Annotated in this window: 20 protein-coding genes, 3 pseudogenes and 1 riboswitch; of the genes and pseudogenes, 8 read left to right on the top strand and 15 right to left on the bottom strand. The window is 65.9% G+C overall.

What is annotated here, in order from left to right; translation table 11 throughout:
* Positions 1-128: 128 nt before the first annotated feature.
* Positions 129-749: a hypothetical protein gene (locus BLS74_RS35345; RefSeq protein ID WP_244504062.1), complete on the bottom strand. Its 621-nt coding sequence runs from the start codon at positions 747-749 to the stop codon at positions 129-131.
* On the opposite strand from BLS74_RS35345, the pseudogene BLS74_RS35340 reads away from it, so the two are divergent.
* The 4 genes and pseudogenes from BLS74_RS35340 to BLS74_RS28785 all read left to right on the top strand — a co-directional run.
* A pseudogene (locus tag BLS74_RS35340) lies at positions 737-1069 on the top strand (transposase); the annotation flags it as partial. The gene BLS74_RS35345 and the pseudogene BLS74_RS35340 overlap by 13 nt on opposite strands.
* Positions 1070-1081: 12 nt before the next feature.
* Positions 1082-1291: a hypothetical protein gene (locus BLS74_RS35335; protein WP_244504069.1), complete on the top strand. Its 210-nt coding sequence runs from the start codon at positions 1082-1084 to the stop codon at positions 1289-1291.
* 448 nt (positions 1292-1739) lie between these two features.
* The gene (locus tag BLS74_RS28795; RefSeq protein WP_093110617.1) at positions 1740-2168 is read left to right on the top strand and encodes a hypothetical protein; all 429 of its coding nucleotides are present in this window, start codon (positions 1740-1742) and stop codon (positions 2166-2168) included.
* Positions 2169-2606: 438 nt separating this feature from the next.
* The gene (locus BLS74_RS28785) at positions 2607-2975 is read left to right on the top strand and encodes a hypothetical protein (protein ID WP_093110613.1); all 369 of its coding nucleotides are present in this window, start codon (positions 2607-2609) and stop codon (positions 2973-2975) included.
* An 836-nt stretch (positions 2976-3811) separates the two neighbouring features.
* On the opposite strand, the gene BLS74_RS28780 is transcribed toward BLS74_RS28785, so the two are convergent.
* Positions 3812-4723: a LysR family transcriptional regulator gene (locus BLS74_RS28780; protein ID WP_280142680.1), complete on the bottom strand. Its 912-nt coding sequence runs from the start codon at positions 4721-4723 to the stop codon at positions 3812-3814.
* A gap of 128 nt (positions 4724-4851) precedes the next feature.
* Between BLS74_RS28780 and BLS74_RS28775 the strand changes: the two genes are divergently transcribed.
* The 3 genes from BLS74_RS28775 to BLS74_RS28765 are packed head-to-tail and all read left to right on the top strand — an operon-like array spanning position 4852 to position 7473.
* A complete protein-coding gene (locus tag BLS74_RS28775) occupies positions 4852-5811 on the top strand; it encodes a Bug family tripartite tricarboxylate transporter substrate binding protein (protein ID WP_093110611.1) in 960 nt (319 codons plus the stop codon).
* Complete coding sequence (locus tag BLS74_RS28770; protein WP_244504061.1) at positions 5769-6863, top strand: zinc-dependent alcohol dehydrogenase; 1095 nt, start codon at positions 5769-5771, stop codon at positions 6861-6863. Before BLS74_RS28775 ends, BLS74_RS28770 begins: the two co-directional genes overlap by 43 nt.
* Complete coding sequence (locus BLS74_RS28765) at positions 6856-7473, top strand: DUF4286 family protein (protein WP_139191779.1); 618 nt, start codon at positions 6856-6858, stop codon at positions 7471-7473. Before BLS74_RS28770 ends, BLS74_RS28765 begins: the two co-directional genes overlap by 8 nt.
* Here the strand turns inward: BLS74_RS28765 and BLS74_RS28760 are convergent.
* The 8 genes from BLS74_RS28760 to BLS74_RS34655 are packed head-to-tail and all read right to left on the bottom strand — an operon-like array spanning position 7448 to position 13844.
* Positions 7448-7780: an FAD-dependent oxidoreductase gene (locus BLS74_RS28760; RefSeq protein WP_093110605.1), complete on the bottom strand. Its 333-nt coding sequence runs from the start codon at positions 7778-7780 to the stop codon at positions 7448-7450. The two genes, BLS74_RS28765 and BLS74_RS28760, sit on opposite strands and share 26 nt — an antisense overlap.
* A gap of 15 nt (positions 7781-7795) precedes the next feature.
* On the bottom strand, positions 7796-8563 hold the full coding sequence (locus BLS74_RS28755) for an SDR family oxidoreductase (protein WP_093110722.1): 768 nt from the start codon (positions 8561-8563) through the stop codon (positions 7796-7798).
* An 11-nt stretch (positions 8564-8574) separates the two neighbouring features.
* A complete protein-coding gene (locus tag BLS74_RS28750) occupies positions 8575-9576 on the bottom strand; it encodes an ABC transporter substrate-binding protein (protein WP_093110603.1) in 1002 nt (333 codons plus the stop codon).
* Between the two features lie 11 nt (positions 9577-9587).
* Entirely contained in the window at positions 9588-10355 is a 768-nt protein-coding gene (locus tag BLS74_RS28745; RefSeq protein WP_093110601.1) for an ABC transporter permease, read from the bottom strand.
* A complete protein-coding gene (locus BLS74_RS28740) occupies positions 10352-11098 on the bottom strand; it encodes an ABC transporter ATP-binding protein (protein WP_093110599.1) in 747 nt (248 codons plus the stop codon). Before BLS74_RS28740 ends, BLS74_RS28745 begins: the two co-directional genes overlap by 4 nt.
* 8 nt (positions 11099-11106) lie before the next feature.
* The gene (locus BLS74_RS28735) at positions 11107-12576 is read right to left on the bottom strand and encodes an acyl-CoA reductase (protein WP_093110597.1); all 1470 of its coding nucleotides are present in this window, start codon (positions 12574-12576) and stop codon (positions 11107-11109) included.
* The gene (locus BLS74_RS28730) at positions 12573-13691 is read right to left on the bottom strand and encodes a LuxE/PaaK family acyltransferase (RefSeq protein WP_093110595.1); all 1119 of its coding nucleotides are present in this window, start codon (positions 13689-13691) and stop codon (positions 12573-12575) included. Before BLS74_RS28730 ends, BLS74_RS28735 begins: the two co-directional genes overlap by 4 nt.
* The gene (locus tag BLS74_RS34655) at positions 13692-13844 is read right to left on the bottom strand and encodes a hypothetical protein (protein WP_170855756.1); all 153 of its coding nucleotides are present in this window, start codon (positions 13842-13844) and stop codon (positions 13692-13694) included.
* 69 nt (positions 13845-13913) lie between these two features.
* Positions 13914-14007: riboswitch (TPP riboswitch) on the bottom strand.
* Between the two features lie 127 nt (positions 14008-14134).
* On the opposite strand from BLS74_RS34655, the pseudogene BLS74_RS28725 reads away from it, so the two are divergent.
* Positions 14135-14584 (top strand): annotated as a pseudogene (locus BLS74_RS28725) (tripartite tricarboxylate transporter substrate-binding protein); the annotation flags it as partial.
* Positions 14585-15036: 452 nt separating this feature from the next.
* Here BLS74_RS28725 and BLS74_RS28720 read toward each other — a convergent pair.
* From BLS74_RS28720 to BLS74_RS28700, 5 genes and pseudogenes are all read right to left on the bottom strand, one after another.
* Positions 15037-15378, bottom strand: coding sequence for a hypothetical protein (locus BLS74_RS28720; RefSeq protein WP_170855749.1), 342 nt, complete (start codon positions 15376-15378; stop codon positions 15037-15039).
* 121 nt (positions 15379-15499) lie between these two features.
* Positions 15500-15633 (bottom strand): annotated as a pseudogene (locus BLS74_RS35330) (phytochelatin synthase family protein); the annotation flags it as partial.
* A gap of 249 nt (positions 15634-15882) precedes the next feature.
* Positions 15883-16746, bottom strand: a complete 864-nt coding sequence (locus BLS74_RS28710) for a uracil-DNA glycosylase family protein (RefSeq protein ID WP_093110589.1) — start codon at positions 16744-16746, stop codon at positions 15883-15885.
* Positions 16747-16759: 13 nt separating this feature from the next.
* The gene (locus BLS74_RS28705) at positions 16760-18415 is read right to left on the bottom strand and encodes an amidohydrolase family protein (protein WP_093110587.1); all 1656 of its coding nucleotides are present in this window, start codon (positions 18413-18415) and stop codon (positions 16760-16762) included.
* A gap of 3 nt (positions 18416-18418) precedes the next feature.
* Entirely contained in the window at positions 18419-19648 is a 1230-nt protein-coding gene (locus BLS74_RS28700) for a hypothetical protein (protein ID WP_093110585.1), read from the bottom strand.
* Between the last annotated feature and the right edge of the window lie 3 nt (positions 19649-19651).

Genomic DNA, 19651 nt, shown 5'->3' with positions numbered 1-19651 from the left:
AATTCGGATGAGGGGCAGCTCAACGTGGTGAGCTGATAAAGCAGTGCGTGTCTCGAAGACCGCACGCGGCCAGAAGATGCTATGTGGGACTACCTGAGCGAGGCCCGTTTGGCTAAAACGGGATTTCCTTAACTTCTTGGCAGGAGATGGAAATGTCGACAACCCAAGCAGTCCCACAACGTGAGGATACGGCGATCCAGGGCGAGCTGTACACGAGCTTCGAGCTCGGCGACAAGTCCTGGAAGGTGACAGCGAGCGATGGCCACCGCGGCCCGAGCCGGTACAACGTGGACGCCGGCGACACGGCCGCAGTTACGCACTGCATCGGCCAGGCCCGAGAGCGCTGCAAGCTCGCGCCGCAGGCCCAGGTGCACTCGTGCTACGAAGCAGGCCGCGACGGCTGGTGGCTGCACCGCTGGCTGGTCGAGCAGGGTGTGGACAACATCGTGGTCGACTCCTCCAGCATCGAGGTGAACCGACACGCCAGGCGGGCCAAGACCGACCGGCTCGATGGCGACAAGCTGCTGGCGATGCTGCTGCGCCATCATCGCGGCGAGCGTGTGTGGTCGGTGGTGCATGAGCCCACGCCCGAGGACGAAGACGCGCGCCGCACGCACCGCGAGCTCGCCCGGCTGACGCAGGAGCGCACCTCCCACATGAACCGCATCGGCGCGCTGCTGGTGCTGCACAACCTGCGCCCGCACGTCATCATCGGCGGACGCGACTGGCCCGCCTGGTGGGCGCGCCATGGCGAGCAGGTACCGCCTGTGTTGCGCGGCGAGATCGAGCGCGAGAGCGCTCGGCTTGCGTTGGTCAAGCAGCAGGTGAAGGCGATGGAGGCCGAGCGGCGCGAGGAACTGGCCGATGGCAAGCAGCCGCTGGTGGCGCAGCTGGCCCAGCTGCGCGCCATCGGACCCAAGGGCGCCTGGGTGTTGGTCCCAAGGAGCTCTTCGGCTGGCGGCGCTTCGCCAACCGGCGCGAGCTGGCCGGCTGCCTGGGGCTGGCACCCACGCCCTACGACAGCGGCGGCAGCCAGATCGAGCAGGGCATCAGCAAGGCCGGCAACAAGCGAGCGCGCGCGTTGCTGGTCGAACTCGCCTGGAGCTGGCTGCGCCTGCAGCCCGATAGCGCCCTGACCCAGTGGTTCAACCGGCGCTTCGCTGGCGGCGGCAAGCGCGTGCGTCGCGTAGGCATCGTCGCCTTGGCGAGAAGACTGGCGATCGCCTTGTGGCGCTATCTGCAGTACGGCGAGATACCGGCCGGAGCCCAGCTCAAGCCGGCCACTGCCTGAAGTCCCGAGCAGCCTTGTTCCAACGCACGGTGGCCAAGGAACGCATCATCATGATCAAAGGTCGACGCGCCCGCAACGTCCGCGGGTCACTGCATAGAAGTGACCGTCCCCAAAGAAGGGGCGCGCCGATAACCGGGGTTTGCCAGTGTGCTTCGTGCGCATGCAGCATGAGGTGCAAGGTGTGCGCACCCTGCACGGATAGAAGTTCGTCCGAGCACTGGCTCGAACGCTCGCCACACCCCGACCTCGGATCAAGATGCGTCACCAATGCCGCCACTGCCTCATCCGCTCAGCAACACGAAGGTGCCACCATGAAACGCCGTTCATTGAGATGTTGATCGAAAGACTTGACAAACAAGTCCCCATAGAAGCGGGCGTTCGAAATCACGGCAGAATTCGGCCCAAATAGAGGAGCGGCAGGCTCCGCCCAGAACCGCAGAGGAAGTCGATGTTCAAGCGTCTCGCACAACTGTTCCGTCCCGACCCGGGGCCACAGGGATTCTCAGGTCCAGCGAAATTGATGCAGCTACGCACCACGGTGGGTACCTCGGCAAGCAGCGATGCCTACGATGGAATGGCATACATCTACTGCCACGACCCAGCGCAGAACTATTGCTTCTCGCTCGCTCGTGAAGTCGATTCCGACGTCATCGAGGTCATGGTCGTCGACCAAGTAGTCCATCGTGTCGACCGGTTGGAGGTTGCGCTCAATGCAACGGGCTTCAAGGCAACCTTAAGCACGGCGGCGGCATCCCAGCTCGATGGTCACCGAGAGTACGACATCGAGTTTCTTCCGGGAGATTGGAGCCGGCAAACAGTCGAGGAAGCATTGACCGCAATTTTCCGCGGGAAAGAGGGGCTGAGTGCGAGCGGCTGAGCGTTCCGTTGGGGCCATCTGCCCGGCCAATGGCACGGGTCGGCCAGAACCAGACATTTAAAATGGCACCTCGCTTCTCGGTTGATTTCAACGAACTCATAGAACACGATCTCGTTATGCTGTCTCAGTTTGACAGCAGGGCGGACGTATCTGGGGTACTCATAGCTCTCGTGCCAGGACTACAGGTCGAAGTTCAAGAAGAGAATCTGTATGACGACGGTGCCCACGAGGTGCTCTTTGCCAGAGGAGTCGTAGAGGCCAACACGACCGGTACCTGGTCGCACGTAAAGTGGCTTTGCCGGATCGACTCCGCAGGAGTCACCGATCTCGCATCCAGATAGTGCCCGCTTCGGGCCTCGGGCCTCGGGTCGCGGACAGTGCTTCGGCTACAGTCGGCCACGAGCAGACGTCCGACATCCTTCCTGAAAAGTCAAACAAATGACGGTCGCAGATTTCCTAGTCGAAAGCATCCTTGATGATGGACTTGTTGTCGGTGCGAATGGGAATATCGACGTGCCCCTCGGCACGGTGTTCACCGAACTTGCATTGACCCGCGTAGATGGAACTCCGCCAGAACTCGTTTCCGTCGAGCTAGGAGCAGTTGCGAGCGTGCGTCTAACGGTGCGCGAGGTCGAAAACAAATTCTTCCGCAAACCGCTTCAGGTGATACCGCGGGGGCACACCGCCGGACTGAGATTGGATGGTGAGGGAATGGAACACTTGCGCGAAGCTCTCCAAACCAAACAGCCCCGCGAGTACGTTTCGATGCGCGCAACGCTGCCTGACGGCAAGGCGTCGGTGTCGTAGAGCGTCTCGCTGGAGTGGCTGCTTTTGGGGAAGGCGTACAGCCGCTTCGGGCCCATACCGGCTGTTCGCCCTTGCTCCATTGCGGACCTACGGGTCGCGCACAAAATAAACGATCCCCGGGCAGCAAGTGACTCGGAGATCGTTGACGTTTAGGGCTTCAGCGTCAACACTTCAAGCCAACCCCTAGCCCACCGAGGCGGGTTTGTCATATCTGAGCTTGCTTGTGCAGCGGATCGTCAAATTTTCGGCCGAACTGCGCAGTAGTTCCGATCCGGAGGGCTGCCGCGTAGCTTCCAGTGCGCGGGGTCGTTGAACGGCGCCGCCAAAGGGCCCATGATGAAATCTCTCAGTGGGAACCCTTCTCCAAGGTCGACCAACGACCTCTTGCCCTGACCGGAAACGGCCGGGGCTTTTTCGTTGCCACCGTCAAAATAGAGGTCATGAGTGGATCGAGAGCGGACGAGGTGCGGACGTGCGATTGCAGTTGGAGCGAGACGACTCTACCTGCGCCAAGGAGACAGGACTCATCTCAATGAGGGGGAGCCTCTTCCTGTTCGACCGGGGGGTTCGTTCCGCAGCTCCGCCATGTCGCAGCGTCGTTGCCGGCCGAGGAGTGAGGTCTGCGCTTCTTGCCGGAAGCGAGGCAGCGTTTGCTTGATTCATCCAGTGACGGGACGCGGCTGCGGATTCAACCGGTCGATGCAACACACTAAAAACTGCGTAGGCAGAAGGAGTGTTGCAGATGAAGCAAAGGCCTCGGATCTACTACACAGCCAGAAGCAGCGTGGGCGCGTCCGGGCGACAAGCAGTCTCAAGCGTCGGTCTGCTCGGCCGTTTCAACAGCCCAGCATTTCTGCCATGCGGCGTTGAAGGTCAGCAAAGTTCGCGCGCACTGCATCTGCCAACGTAGGCAACAGAGGATTCGGATCCGCCTTTCGCCTCAGCAAAACAAGCACCTCGCTGGCGGCCGGTCCCCGCAGGCTGCAAAACCTCGTGCCCGCCACTCCAAGCAACGCGCACGAAGACGGCACCAATGCCACGCCGAGCCCGGCACCGACCAGGTCGAGCACGCCGTGCACCGTGCTCGCTTCGTAGCGGATGCGCGGGCTGAAGCCGGCCTTTGCGCAGAGGTAGATCGACTGGTCGAAGTACGCTGGTCCTCGGTGCCGGGTGAAGGCGACGAAATCGTGGTCCGCGAAGCTGCGCAGTTCGACCGGGTTGCCGGCACGGCGTGCTTGCTGCGGCGTCAGCGCAAGGCAAAAGGGATCGGCCATCTGCGCCGCGACCGTCAGCCGCGGATGGTGCGGCTTGCTGCGTGCGATCCCGGCATCGAGAAGACCCGCGGCCACCGCCTCCGCCTGCTCGCTGCTGATCATCTCGCGCAGTTCGATATGCAGCGCCGGATGCTCCTTCTTGAGATGCCGGACGAGCTTCGGCAGCACCGTGCTGCTGGCCGAGGGCACGAAGCCGAGAGCCAAGTGGCCGCTGCTGGCGCTTCCCGTCACAGACTCCTTCATGCGCGCCGCACGGTCGAGCAGATACCGCGCTTCCGGCAGCAAGGACTCGCCTGCTGTCGTCAGGCGTACGCCTTTGGGGTGGCGCACAAAGAGCGCAGTGCCCATTTCTTCTTCGAGCTGCCGGATCTGCACCGACAGCGGTGGCTGTGCGATGAACAACTTTTCCGCGGCCCGGCTCAGGTTGCCTGTTTCGGCCACGGCCACGAAGTAGCGCAGGTGCCTCAGTTCCATGGTCATGAAAACTCCATATCCAGGAGATATCAAATCCATAGCGTATCGGTGTTTGGCGTATCGAACGCCAGCGACCAGAATTCGTCCATTCCAGGCGCAAGAGCGCCGCCCACTGAACGGAGACACACATGAAGAAAGCTCTCGCCCTGCTGACGGGTTGCGCATTTGGCCTGGCCGCGTCGGCCCAGAGCTGGCCCACCAAGCCGGTCAAGCTGGTCGTGCCGGCGCCAGCCGGCAGCTCGCTCGACTTCATCGCCCGCACGCTGGGCGACAAGCTGCGCGAGCGCTGGAAGCAGCCGGTCGTGGTCGACAACAAGGCCGGCGCTGGCGGCATGCTGGGCATGACCGCCGTTGCCAAGGCCCCGGCCGACGGCTACATCCTGGGCGTTGGCTTCAACGGTCCGATCGCATTCGGGCCGCACATGTACAAGAAGATGGCTTACGACCCTGCCAAGGAGCTGCTGCCGATCGTGCTCACCTCGTCGCAACCCAACGTGCTGGCGGTTGCGGCCAGCAACCCCGCCAGGACCTTGCCCGAATTCGTCGCCTGGGCAAAGAAGCAGGGCGGGAAGATCAACTACGCCTCGGTCGGCGCCGGCAGTTCTTCGCACCTGACCATGGAGCTGTTCAAGAGTGCGGCGGGTTTCGAAGCCACGCATGTGCCGTTCGCCGGCTCGCCACCGGCCGGTATTTCGGTAGCGTCCGAAGAGACACAAGCTCTGTTCACCGTGGCTCCTGCGCTGCTGCCGCTGATCCAGGGCGGCCGCATTCGCCTGCTGGCAGCCACCAGCCTCCAGCGCACCGAGACCATGAAGGACCTGCCGACGGTCGCCGAGGCGGGCTATCCCGGCTTCGAAGCCCTGGCGTGGAACGGCCTGTTCAGCTCCGCTGGCACGCCGCCGGAACTGGTGCGCCGCATCAATGCCGACGTCAACGAGGTGATGAAGGACAAGGACGTGCGCGACGCCTTCGCAAAGCAGGGTTTGATCCTCGGCGGAGGCTCGCCCGACGAGTTCAAGACCTTCATCGCGGCCGAAAGCCTCAAATGGGGCGCCATCATCAAGAAGGTCGGCATCAGCATCGACTGACACCGGAATCAAGCACCATGCAAGCTTTGCGCAAGACACGCCCGGAAGCGGGCCTCGAACTGGTGGACATACCGGCTCCCGTGCTGGAAGCCGATTCCAGCGATGTGCTCGTGAAGGTCAGGGCCACCGGCATCTGCGGCAGCGACCTGCACGTAGACGACTGGACGCCCAGCTATGCCTTCATCACCCAGAGCATTCCTGTCACGATCGGGCACGAGTTCGTCGGGGTTGCGCAGACCGGCCCCTTGGCCGGCCGGCGCGTGGTCGTTCGTCCCTCCGTGACTTGTGGCGTCTGCACCGCTTGCGCCACGGGCGACTACGATGGCTGCGAGAAGCGCCGCGGCATCGGAATGACGCGCGATGGCGCCTTCGCGCCCTGGGTCCGGGTCCCGTTGCGCAACTGCGTGCCCGTGCCCGAGAGCCTCAGCGACGAGCTCGCAGCGCTCACGGAGCCGCTCACCATATCGATGCAGGCGCTTCGCATCGCAGGAGACGTAGCCGGCAAGCGCGTGCTGGTGATGGGCCCGGGCACCATCGGCCAGGGGATCGCTGCGCTGGCACGCCGTGCCGGTGCCACGCAGGTAGTGGTCAGCGGCTTCGACGACGCAGCCCGATTCGACGCACTGCGCCGAATGGGCTTCGATGCCTTGGTCGATGTGGCAACTCAGCCGCTGGCCGAAGGCGCCCGGCCGCACACGGGCGGCGAGCCCTTTGATGTCATATTCGAAGCGACGGGGGTGCCCGAAACCATCACGGAAGGCCTGGCGCTGTTGCGGCGCAATGGAATCGTGGTCGTCACCGGCATCCATGCCCGCCCGCTTTTGCTCGACCTGACACCGATGGTGCGCAACCAGCAACAAATGCGTGGCTCGTTTCGTCCGCCCGAATCCGATTGGCCTCTGGCCCTCGAACTGATGGGCGAGATGGATGCTGTCATGCGCCCGATGATCAGTCATGTCTTGCCGTTGTCGCAAGCCCGCGAGGGGTTTGCGCTGGCGCACGCGAAGGCGGCGAGCAAAGTGCTCCTGAAGCCGCAAGCACGCGATGAATGACGATATAGCCGGCACGGGCGCCGTGTTGGCACTATGGAACGACGTCACGCCCGACGTGGATGCCGAGTACAACACGTGGCATGCAAGCGAGCACGTGCCCGAGCGGTTGACGGTCCCAGGCATGCTGTGGGGCCGGCGCTATCGACGCTTGTGCAACAGCGATGCGCCACGCTACCTCACGATCTATGGCATGCGCGACGCGCAGGTCTTGGAAAGCGACGCCTATCGCCTTCTGCTGAGCCGGCCTACACCGATGAGCGCGCGCATGCGCCCGCATCTGTGCAACCTGTCGCGCTGGGTGTGCGATGTTCGCGAGGCCCTTGGATTCTTCGCATCAACCAACCTGGCTGTGTGGACGTTCGATGCGGAAGATGCGGCTCGCCTGCGCGCAGATGAACACGCATCCCGCACCCATGACTTGCTGCTCGCCCAGCGATCGCTCGACGCAGCGCCGCTGCCCTGGCTGACGGGCGGACAGGCGCAAGCGATCGAGGGAAGCTGGCTGTTGGCCATGGGAATGCCCGAGCGGGCGAGGGCTTCACCGCAGGCAATCCCGGGCGCAATCTTGTACAGCACCCTTCCGGTCAAGCCAGCTTTGCCCCGTCTCTGAGCAGTCGTTCGCGCAGTGCCGGCATCGACACGGCACGGACCTTCCCTTGCTGCTTCGACTGCGCCGCCATCGCAGCCGCCACGCCGGCTGCCTGGCCTACGGCCATCGAGATGGTCATCACACGGATCGCCGCGTGCGCGCTGTGCGTCGCCGAGACGCCGCGCCCGACCACCAGCGCGTTGTCGAAGCCGACCGGAATCAGGCTGCGGTACGGGATTTGGTACGCGTGGTCGTCACCGAGGCCTTCGTAGCGCAGTTCGCCGCCGGCGGCCGGATGGATGTCGATCGGATACGCGCCGGCGGCAATCGCATCGGGAACTCTTCATTTCATCACCAGGCCGCCATCGACGAACAGCACCTGGCCCGTCATGAAGCGGCTCCATTCGGAAGCGAGAAACAACACCGGGCCGGCAACGTCCTCGGGCCGCGCGATTCGTCGCAGCGGGGTTGCGGCGATCAGCGACTCACGAAATTCTTCCCGGGTCGCGCTGCTGGCCTGCGTCGGGTAGACCAGGCCAGGGGCGACGCAGTTGACACGGATGCCGAGCGGCCCCAGTTCGGCGGCCAGGTTGCGGCTGAAGCCGACCAGCGCCGACTTGGCGGTCGTGTAGTCGTGGTACGGAATCACCGGCCGCTCGACCAGGTCGCTGACGATGTTGACGATGCTGCCCTGAGTGCGGTGCCTGAAGTGCGGCAGCACGGCCCTGCAGACGTTGTATGCGCCGCCGACGGCGCCATCGAACTGCGCCTGGTAATCCTGCCACGCCATGTCGCCGAACAAGGTGCGGCGCTGCGGGTCGAATGAATACGGCCGGAAGGCGTTGTTGACCACCACGTCGATGCGGCCCGCTGCATCCAGGGCCTGTTCCACCATGGCCTGCACGGCCGCGCCCGAATTGACGTCGGCCTTCGCAGCCCAGGCGTCGCCACCGGCCGCCTTGCAATTTGCGACCACATCGGCGGCTGCGGCGTCGTTGCTCAGGTGGTTGACCACCACCGTCGCGCCTTCGCTTGCGAAGGCCTGCGCAATGGCGGCGCCGATGCCACGGCTCGCACCTGTGACCAGCACCACCTTGCCATCGAACTTCATGGTGTCAACCTTCATCGCGCCGGCAGCAGTTCCGTGCTGACCACGTCAGAGACCTTGATGTCGTGCCCGATCAGGCCCAGCTTGCGGTAGGCGTCCGCGGCCTTTTGCAGCGACTCCAGGTCGAAGGCACCAAGACCGTTTTTCCCGGTGGTGGCCGACACGGAGGCGGCATTGCGCAGGCGGATCACTTCCAGGTTGGTGGGGCGGTCGGTACCGTCGATGGCGTGTTTCACCGCCAGGCCAGCCGCCTCGTCGGGGTTGGCGATCATCCACGCCGCGCTCTCGCGATAGGCTTTCAGGAACCGCTTCAGCAATGGCTTCTTCTGCTGGTAGACCTGTTCCCGCACCACGAACAGGTCGCTCGACACGTTCAAGTAGTTGCGCACCTCTATCACGTTGACGTCGCCCAGCCCCTTACGCTTGCCCACCAGCAAGCCGGTGTCGGTGGCAGCAGTCGCATCGACCTGGCCTTGCAGCAGCGGCGCGAAGTTCAACAGCCCGGTGACGACGATGGTGACGTCGGATTCGGACAGACCGGCCTGGTGCAGCAGCACCAACAGGTTCTGGCGGGTGCCGCTGGACAGGCTGTAGACACCGATCTTCTTGCCCTTTAGGTCGGCCGGGCTGGTGATGTTGGCGGACTTGAGCGAGACCACGTTGAAGACGTTCTGTGGGTAGATGTCGTAGATCGCCCGCAGCTTCTCGCCCTTGTCGAGGGCCGAAAAGAACGCACCCGGATCGGTGAAGGCCACGTCCGCCTGTCCCGTGAGGATGTTGCGGATCGCGTCGCCCCCGCCGGCGCCCGACACGTAGGCCAGATCGATCCCGTTGGCCTTGAAGATGCCCTTGTCGGGCTCGACCAGCAGGTGCGTGATCTCGGTGATCGGCTTGCTCCAGCCGGCCACAGTGATCTTCTCCAGCGTGTCGGCAGCGTTCGCCCCGCCTGCGGCTACCAAAGTGAAAAGCGCAGCGGTTGCCAGCAGCGCGCAACGGCGTGCGATGGGTTTGTGCATGGACGTTTCCTTCATGAGATTCGGGTGTAGGGCAGCAGCAGTCGTTTCTCGACCGCGAGCGTGACCTGGTACAGCAGCAGGCCGAGCGCGGCGATGACAACCAGCACCGCGAACATCAGCGGCGTGTCCATCATTCCCTGCGAGGCGATGATCAGCGCGCCGAGCCCCTGGCTGGCGCCGATGAACTCCCCGACGACCGCCCCGACCAGCGCGAGCACCACCGCCACCCGCAGGCCCGCCAGGATGCCGGGCAGGCCGGAAGGCAGCTTCAGGCGCAGCAGTGTCTGACGCCGCGTGGCGCCTAGCATCCGAAACAGCTCGAGCCGTTGCGGGTCGACCTGCTGCAGGCTGGTCACGGTGTTTTCCATCAGGGGGAAAAAGCAGATCAGCGCCGTGATCACCACCGTCGACGTCATGCCGAAGCCGAACCACACGATGAAGAGCGGCGCCAGCGCCAGTTTGGGGATGACCTGGCTGATCACGATGTAAGGCTTCAGCACGCGTTGCAGCAGCGCCGACTCGGCCATCGCCACGCCGCTGATGAAACCAATCAAGCAGCCGGTGAACAGCCCGAGCACCAGCTCGAGGCCGGTCGTGCGGATGTGGGGCCACAGGTAGCCGGTGGACAGGCCCATCCAGAGCGACTTCATCACCGCCGAAGGCGCCGGCAGGACCAGGGCCGAAACGCCGGAGCCGCGCGACGCCAGCTCCCATCCCGCGAGCAATGCGAGCAGAAGCGCCCAGGAGCAGAACTGCGTGCGCGCGGAGGTCAGCTTCATACCGTCGCCATGTCCATCGCGTCGCGCACTTGCGCGCAGTGCAGGTTGAAGGCTGCGCCGTACCGCATTGCCGGCGCGCGCGGTTTGCTCACCTCGACGCGGACGTCCTGCACGATCCGGCCGCTGTCCATCACCGCGACCCGGTCGCCCAGATACACCGCTTCGGAGATGTCGTGCGTCACGAACAGGACGGTGGTGCGGCGCAGGCGACACATGTGCAGCAGGTCATCCTGCAGCTCGCCGCGAGTGATCGCGTCCAGCGCGGCGAAGGGTTCGTCCAGCAACAGCAACGCCGGCTCCAGGATCAGTGCGCGCGCCAGGGCCGCGCGGCTTTGCTGGCCGCCCGACAACTGCCGGGGGTAATGCTGCGCATGGGCCGACAGACCGAGCAGCGCCAGCAACTGCTGCGCCTTGTCGATCTCCCGGGCGGTTGGCTTGTGTTGCAGCGACACCGGCAGCAGGACGTTGTCGATCACGCGATGCCATTCGAGCAGGGTGGGCGACTGGAACACGAAGCCGAGCTGCGGTCCGGGCGCAACCACCTCCCTGCCCTGCAACCGGATGCTGCCCGTTTGGGGATGCAGCAGGCCCGCGGCGAGCTTGAGCAAGGTCGTCTTGCCGCAGCCGCTGCGCCCGACCAGGCAATGGAACTCGCCTTCCGCGATGCGCCAGTCGACGCTGCGCACCACCGGCGGCCAGCCGGGGTAGGTGAAGCCCACCTTGTCGATGTCGAGGAAGCTCACGAGCGCTCCTAGTCCGCGTACGGCGCCAGCTTGTCGGCCGCAAGTTCTGCCGACTGCTCGATCTCGACCATCCGCACCAGGTCCAGCAGGTTGAACCGGCCGTCGTGATGCCAGCCCGCCTCCGGCGAGGTCATCGAGCCGATGGCGGTGATGCGGGTCACGCCGGCTGCTCCCAGCAACTCCGACAGCCGGAACAGTTCAGCCGGTGCTGCCGCCACGCCCGCCGTTTGCAGGTAGGGGGGGTGCGCTTCCACTTGCGCGATCACCTGTTCCAGCGAGTCGACCGCGACGACTTGGAGACTCCGGTTCAGCGCCGTGGGGGCCAAGGCCCGTGCTTCATCGGCGTAAGCGACGCCAAAGGCCGCGCCGTCCTCGCCGATCAGCTCGCTGACAAACTCGCCGCCCGCCGACATCGACTGCAGCTCGATGGCTTGCCTCCATCCGGCCACGGCGGCTGAATCCTCCAGCGCCAGGGCCCGGCGCGGGAAACGGTTCTGCAGGTTGGCGAGCTCGCTGGCGAGGTACTGCGCGAATTCGCGCGGCGACACCTTGCCGCCGCGTTCCACGTAGAAGACATGGGGCGAATAGCAGCCCTGCTGGTCGTAGCGCATCACGTCCCAGGCGGCCAGTCGTGCCGTCGCCGGCGCGCGCAGAGTGTCGAGGGCCGCGGCGCTCACCAGGCCGAAGCCCAGCTTGTGGCCGTACGGCAGAAAGCGCGTCGTGACCGGCAGCCGACGGCGGATCTCTGCCAGCGAATCGTTGGCGCCGTAGGCGAGCACCGTGTCCGCCTCGGCGTAGAGGGCCGACGCCTGTTCCTCCTCGCCGCCTTTCCACCACACCACGGCCAGGCAATCGGCCAGCGGCGGGTGGACCTCGGCCAGCAGCCGAGCGAACAGGCCCGCGAACAGCGGCTCCGCGCTTGGCAGCTTGCCGATGTTGCCGGCCTTCACCAGCAATCCGCAGACCAGGCTCCACAGCGGCAGGGCCGGAACGTTGCCGGCCCAGCTGTGAACCAGCAGATCCGGCCCGAACGCCCTGGCCGCGCCGCCCTTGGGTCGCGGCTGGAACTCGTCCAGCAATTTGGGATTGGCGAAGTCTTCGGCGACGAAGCGGTGCAGTTGCGGCTCGCGAAAGGTCTTGAAGAAAGCCGTGAGTCCCAGGCGAACCATATCGGCGTCGTAGCCGCTGACGATCGGCAGCAGCCGGTCGGCCTGTATGCGGTAGGCGTCGGCCGGGTCGAGCAGGCGGGCGATCGCGCGATCCACCACGGCCACGATCTCCGACACGGTCATCGTCTTCAGATGGAGGCGGCTGGCCTGCTTGACCCGCAAGGCGAGCGCGGTCATCTGTTGCGGGCTCAACACGGGCACGGCGACTTCGAGCCGCGTGGCGCCCGATTCGAAGACCAGAGGCTGCCACTGCACTTCCGCCGGCGCCAGGCCAGGCAAGTAACCGGCAGCCGCGTGCAGCGTCGTCATGCCGCTGCCGCCCGGATGAATTCCTCCACCGCCAGCGAGCAGCCCTTGGCCTGCGCGCCCTCGGCGCGACCGAGCAGCAGGAACCCTCCGTCGGCTGCCAGGCCCACGTCCTCGGTCAGGATGGTGGTCACGGAATTGAAGTTGGCAAGGTCGCAATGGACCAAGATACCGCGTTCGCCACGCGCGACTTCGCGGCTCGTGAGCGGGTCGACCAGGCGGGAGCGGATCCAGTGCGGCCCCGACTTCACCGACGGCACGGTAGCATTGCCCGCGTCGTAGAATTGCGTGCTCAGCTCGGTCATGCCATACATGTTGATGCACTGCGATCGTTCGATGCCGAGCCGGGCGGACAGCTCCGCATAGAAGGCGTCGAGTGGCAATTCGCGCGACTGTCCCTTGTAGCCACCCGTGTCCAGGACCCGGCTGCCCGCCGGCAGGCGGAAAGATTTTCCACGCTGCTTGAGCTCGTCGATCAGGTGTACGAAGCTGTAGCTGGCGCCGAGCAGGGCGTAGGGCAAGCCGTGGCGTTCAGCGTCCGCCAGCGCATCGCACAGGCCGGGACTGTCCAGTCCCTGCGGGCTCACGAAGTAACGACTCTCCTCGGTGCCGAATTCACTCAGAGCGAGCGCAAGGTAGTGGGCCAGCGAGGAATTGGGCAGCACGGTTTCGGTGGGGAACAGGATCCCCAAGCGCATCCGGCCGCTGCCGTGCATGAACCGACTCGAGAAGTTGCGGATCATCGACCGGTCGTAGACCGCCAGCGTCGGATGATGATGACGGCCCTTCACCTCGCTGCGGGTCGTGCCGCTGGTCATGAAGACGCGGTCCGTTGCGGCCGGCGGCTCGCACCGTAGGTCCAGCTCCTTGAAGGCGTCGATCGGCACTGCCGGGATGTCGCTCCAGCGCTTTACATTGCGCAGGGTCACGCCGCGCCGCTGGCAGAAGCGTCGGTACGCCTGATTGTTGCCGTACTGATGGGCGAACAGGCGTAACGCCAGCCGATCGAAGTCGTCGTCGGTGCACCCGTCCTGCTCGATGAAGGCGAGGACGTCAGCGACAATTTCGCCGGTTGCACTCGTGGCCCCGGCGGTGTTGTGTCCTGGATGGTTTGACATTCAATTCAGCGGCTGGAGCCGCATCGCTTCGGGCGCGTGCCCATGGTTCAACGGTCCGCCGGAGCTGGCGATAGACAGCACGCGCGGGTACCGGAAAGCATGGGACACAACACCCACCGTGTGCGTGGGCCGCTCTGCAGAGGTGTTGTTCATGAGGACTCCTTCGTGACCGTCGAACGGATGCTCCGAAGGCCACCTTGACCTAGGCGGGATTCGCCGATGGGTCAAGGGGAAAGCTCTTCTTCCGCCGGCATTAACCGGTTCAAGTTCGCGGGTTTGAATCTCAGCACTGTCGCGTGCACCCCGGAGCGCGATTGATTTTACATGTGCCCCACGCGTGCCGCTGCAATTCGTGTCCATTGGGCGGCGCGCCCAGCTCCCCCACGAAGGCCGGCCCCACGCGCTGGACAGACACGCGGCTGCGACCGTCCAAGTATCTCAACATCAAGATCATCGTGCCCGCCCCGCCGGGCGGCGCTATCGACACCATTGCGCGCGTCGTCGGAGACAAGCTCGCGGTGTCGATGGGTCAGCCGGTGGTCGTCGACAACAGGCCTGGCGCATCCAACAACCTCGGCACGGATGTCCTCGCCAAAGCCGCGCCCGATGGCTACACGATCGGCATCGTGGGCGGCAGCCACAACATCAACAAGTTCCTGTTCAAGAACCTGGGCTGGGATCCGGAGAAAAGCTTCGAGCCCATCGTCTACACCCACGAGGTTCCGCTGGTGTTCGCGATCTACCCGCAGATTCCCGCCAAAACACTGCCCGAGTTCGTGGCCTGGATGAAGGCCAATCCCGACCAGTCCAAGGTCGCCACCTCTGGCCGCGGCAGTGCTCAGGAAATGGCGGCAGAGATGTTCCGCATGGCGAGCGGCGCGCAGGTGCTGCTCGGCTTCGGCCCGCGCCTGCCACAGGCGGTGCGCGAGACCCAAGAGAAGTTCGCGGCTGCGATGGCATGAGCGTGGAATCCGCGCCGCGGGTGGATGAATGGAAGCAGCTCACCTCGCGCCTGCGCCGCTCGCGCCACACGGTGCTGGGCGGCGCAGGCCTGTTGCTGGTGGCTGACCTTCATCCAGGAATCGGTGCTGAGAATCCTCTGGATCAGCCTGGCTGTCGAGAGCAGGACGCAGCGCTGGGGCGGCGGCCACGAGTAGATCATCCAGGCCTTCGAGAGCGGCGACAGCGACAAGGCCGCCGAGCTGAGCCTGACCCATCTCAAGGGCGGGCAGCAGCTCGTCTACGAACTGATCATGGACGGCATGGTGCCGGTCTCGCACACCACCTGGCGACCCTGACGCTTCCCCAAGGCGCACCGATGAACACGAAAAGCACGTCTACCCCGTCACGGCGCGGGGGGTGATCGGGGCAGGTACTCGGCCGCGTGGTCTTGCAGACCCACCAGCCAGAAGCGCGCGTCCGTTGCATCGCCGTGATAGGCGGCAGGCAGCCATGCGCCCCATCTGCCGTACTCGGCTTGCAGTTCATCAAGCGGCGGACATGTCGCGTCATCGGCTCGCTTCTCGAGCGCTCGTGCCAGCACCGGCCGCCAAGTGGTGGGCAACTCGATGGTGGGCAGATAGGTCGCCGCCATCCTTGCGGCGGTGCGCGGCAGGTTCTCAGCCTCGGCGCGAAGCACACGCAGTACGGCGAACTCGTGCGGGGTTGGGGGTCTGGGCGAACTCATGGGCGTTATCCGGCAGGGTTGAGACACGAGCCCGGCCAACGATCAATGGAACTCCCGGACTGTACTCAAGGTAGAAGGTCCGCGCGCACGAACGCAGGCGAAATGGCGGGACTCCAGCCGGGTTGACATCGAGCACGAGAAAGAGTCTGACGCAGCGTCGCAGGCGCTGAGCGGCGAGATGTGGCCACCGCCCTTCTGGCCCCCGGTCTTACGCCTATAGTTCACGATCACGTGGTCGCCGCCGCGCGTGAGGTTGTCTGCCCAGGTCAGCGCGGATGGGCTGCTCGGAACGCGCATCGTCAACGACGTCAACTCTTGTGACGAGCGGCATGCGCGCGCAGCATTGCGTCAAACTGGCGCAACTGGTAGCCGAAGTCCCGAACCTGCTGCCCAAAGGGGCTGCGGCCAGCGGACCTTTCGGCCTTCCAACAAGACGGTGCGCCACGTCGATTGTCACCCCCCGAAACTCGAGGACTCTGGCCCGAGGCTCTTGGTCCAGGCGCGCTACCAGGCGATCGGCGCCGCTCCGAAGGCCACGAGCTTCGCGTTGACCGCTGCGAACGGATTCGGCCCGTTGATGAAGCCCGGGGCCACCGGGTGCGGCAGCGCGACCTCGCCGGCACGCGTTTCCCAGGTGCCCGCCTGGGTGGCAGCGAGCTTTACGCCTTCGTTGGCGAGCAGCTTTTGCGCAAGTTGGCCGAGGCAGAGGAAAACCACCTGTCCGCTCGTTCGCGTCGCCATCGATCGCAGCACCTGGCCGACCACCGGCCGCCAGAAGGGGATGTGGCCGCGCGTCTGCTCCGGCGCGCCACCGGACTGGTAGCGCGTGATGGTGAGCCCGGCATTGAGGAAGAGCACGCCCTGCGTCTGCTGCAGCTTGTCGAAGAGGGCGCGCGGCGATTCGAGCGCGACGGCGGGCGTCGCGATGTGGCGAACGAAGGTGGTCCAGCTCATCTTCAGCACGGCCGGATCGTTGGTGCGCGCCGCGACCATCATGCGCAGCAGCACGCGCAGGCTGTTCGCGACCGACGCGGCGGGCAGACCCCAGGCGTCGATGTCACCCTGCTCGAAGGAGCGGCCGGTCGCGCGGCTCAGCGCGGGGTAGGGGTCCTGGCCGATCAGGACGCAGCGCACCTTCGCGGGCGTGAGGCCGTCGAAAGCGCGGAACACGTGGGCATCGGCGCGTGCGCCGGGCAGAGGCTTGTCGCGCCGCGACGGGTAGATGGGCTGCAGGTCGTCGTAGGTGAGCGCGTTGCCGACGGCAGTCGGGTTGGGGCTGGCGCCGGCGAGCACCGAGCGCCAGGCGGGCGTGAGGTCGTTGCGCCAGTTGATGGTGAAATCGTTCAATGCGTCGCGCAGGAGGGCCATGGTGCGGCGGCGTTCACGACCAGAGGTCGCGCAGCCCCTCCTTGATCGTGTCTGGGACGTTCCTCTGCGTGTCCAGCGCGTCGAGGTAGCCGGGATCGTCGACAACGGTCAGCGCATCGATGGCGAGCGGCATGACGGCGGCCGAGAGCTTCTTCGTTTCCGCGAACACCGGCCGCATCGCCGCGGCCCGCAGCGTGCGGCCGCCGGGCACGCGCACCGGCAGGTTGGCGCGCAGTTCGACGCCCGTGTCGAGGATCTCGTCGAGCGCCAGCCGCCAGGTGTTGGCGCCGGCGCGCGCCATCGCCATCGGCGAGATCGGCCGCGGGCGCTCGGCCATGCGCGCGAGCGCGGGCAGACCACGCAGCGCGCGGGTCAGGCGATCGCCTGCGGCGGAGAGCGTGAGGTTCTGCGTCAGCGGATCTTCGGCCGGGTGCGCGAGGAACAGCATGTGGTTGGCGCCGCCGATCTTGAGCGTCTCGCCGGCAAAGCCCAGCTTGCGCATCAGCGCCGCGTCGCCGATGCGACCGACGCCGTTGATCATCACGAGCGCGAGGTCCGACTCCTTGGCGCGGATGAGTTGTTGGTAGGGGTCGCCTGCCGTGCCCTCGACCACGAGGAGATCGGCGCGCTTGCCCACCTCGATGGTGCCGACCACGCGGTCCCAGCCGAGCAGCCCGGCCGGCTCGCGCGTGACCATCGCGACCAGTTCGCGCGCCGTGAAGATCCCGCCATTGGCCTCGCTGAAAATGTGCGCGACCTTGAGCTCGTTGAGCAGGTTGCGGCTGCCCGAGGGCGCCCAGTCGCAGCCGAGCGAGATCGGCACGCCGGCCGCCTTGGCCGCGGCGATGTCGGCGGTGCGGCCGTACAGCAGCATGTTGCTGAAGGGCGACCACACCATGCTGCCGCCGTTGGCTGCGAGGACCTCGAAGTCCGGCGCCTGCAGCGCCGCCGCGTGGATGCCGCAGAGCGAGGGCGTGATCGCCCAGCTGGCGCCGCCGATCTGCAGCGACTGGAAGGCGCGGCGCGCGGTCGCGTCGGTGCCTTCGGAGAGGTGCAGCAGGTAGCAGCTCTTCTCCTTCTTCAGCCGCGTGAGAAAAGTCTGCGCGTCCTTGGCCGCCACGTCGGGCACGCGCGTCGAGGCCGCGGGCAGCGAGGCTTCGTCGTCGGTGGCCTCGACGTTGCGCACCACGCCGCGGAAGTAGCGCCGGATGCCCGACTGGTTCGCCAGCGTGATGCCCTGGCCGGTGGTGGTGCCGCCGACCAGCGCCTTGGCCTCGACGTAGCGGCAGATGGACGCCAGCAGCTCGGGCGTGGCCGCGAGCGTCTGCATCGGCGCGGAGATCTTGCTGTGATACTCGGCGTGGCGGCCCCACTGGCCGCGGTTGCTGAACTTCTTCGGCACCTGCCACAGCGGCAGCACGTTGTAGGGCATGTGGTTGTGCAGGTCGATGAAGCCGGGGTAGATCGTGCCGCCCGTGGCGCTCACCGCCGTGTTGCCGAAGCCCGCGGGCGCCGGCGCCGTCGCCTCCTGCACCGCGACGATGTCGCCGTTGTGCGTGTAGACGCGGCCGTTGGCAATCACCTCGGCGTTGCCGTTCATCGTGACGACGCGACCTTCGAGCACGACCCTCGGGCTGTCCGCCGGATCGATGGGCTTCTTGGTGGCCATCGTTCAGTCGTCCCTGCCCGCGGGCCGGATGTTGATGCCGTGCGAGCCGTCGAGCCGCCGCGGAGCCGCGCCGATGGTGGCGCGCGCGCCGCCCTGCGGGCTCGACGACGGGCCTTCGGTCTGCGCCCAGTTCGCGATGCCGTTCTGCAGCTGCAGCGAGTAGTCGAGCGCGAGCGCGTTCGAATCGAAGGGCGTGCCCGACTTGATGTTGCGGAAGTACAGGCGCAGCGTCGCCGCCGTTGCGCCGGCCGGCGGTATCGCCGCGCGCGTCGGGCGCGAGAGGTTGGTCTGCACCTGTGCCGTCGAATGGCACGACAGACAGGACGAGCGCGGGTTGTCCACCGGCCCGTTGAGCCGTTTCTCGAAGCCCAGATGCTGCGGGATCTGCAGGTCGGCGTTGATCTTGGTCTGCTGCAGCGCCTGGCCGGTCCCCACGCGGGTTGGGTCGTTGCCCCACATGAGGCCGACGGGCACCAGCTTGTCCCAGGGCGTCGCGCCGGGCGCGTTGCCGTCGTAGACGAAGGTGCCGAAGACCCAGCCCGTGGTCGAGGCCGCACGGCTATCGCGCACCGCCACGTCGACCTGCAGCAGGCGCAGCGTGGGCCGCGGGTTGGTGTTGCGGCTACGGTTGATGTCGGCCTGCCATTCCACCGAGCCCGCGAGGTAGGGCACCTGGCTCACCGGCGCCTCGGTGAAGATCAGCTTGACGCTGACGGCGCCCACCGGGAACTTCGCGACACTCGGGTTCGGTGCGTCCGGGTCCTTCCACACGCGCCCTAGCGTGTAGCCACCGCGCGGGTTGTAGACGCTGACGGCCCAGTTCTCGAAAGTGCCCGTCTGGGTCGGGGCCAGTTCGCCGGGGCGCGAACTACGCTCGCGCGTGAGCCCGCGCACGAACTCGCGGCCGGCCGCGCCGACGTGCATCCACGGGGCGTGGTACCAGCCGCGCGTCGTGTTGTTCTGCACCACGAAGTCGACCTGCTTGTTGCCCTCCAGCGCGTAGTCGAGCACCGCCTTGATGTACTCGTTGGGCTGGGTGCGGAAGTCGAAGCTCATCCACGGGCGCGAGCCGACGGCGGGCAGCGTCTGCGGGTAGTCCTGCTTCAGCTTGAAGACCGGCCCGGCCCAGCCCGCCGGCGGCGTGTCGCGGGCGTCGGGAAACTGGGCCGACGCTGTCGCGCAGCAGAACGACGAGACCGCGACGAGTGCGGCCCAGGAGATGCGGAAAGTCAAGAG

Origin of the sequence: Variovorax sp. CF079 (assembly GCF_900101545.1) — a bacterium.
Classification (GTDB): Bacteria; Pseudomonadota; Gammaproteobacteria; order Burkholderiales; family Burkholderiaceae_C; genus Variovorax.
The sequence above is the reverse complement of the archived record's forward strand: the minus strand, read 5'-3'. Positions and strand labels throughout refer to the sequence as shown.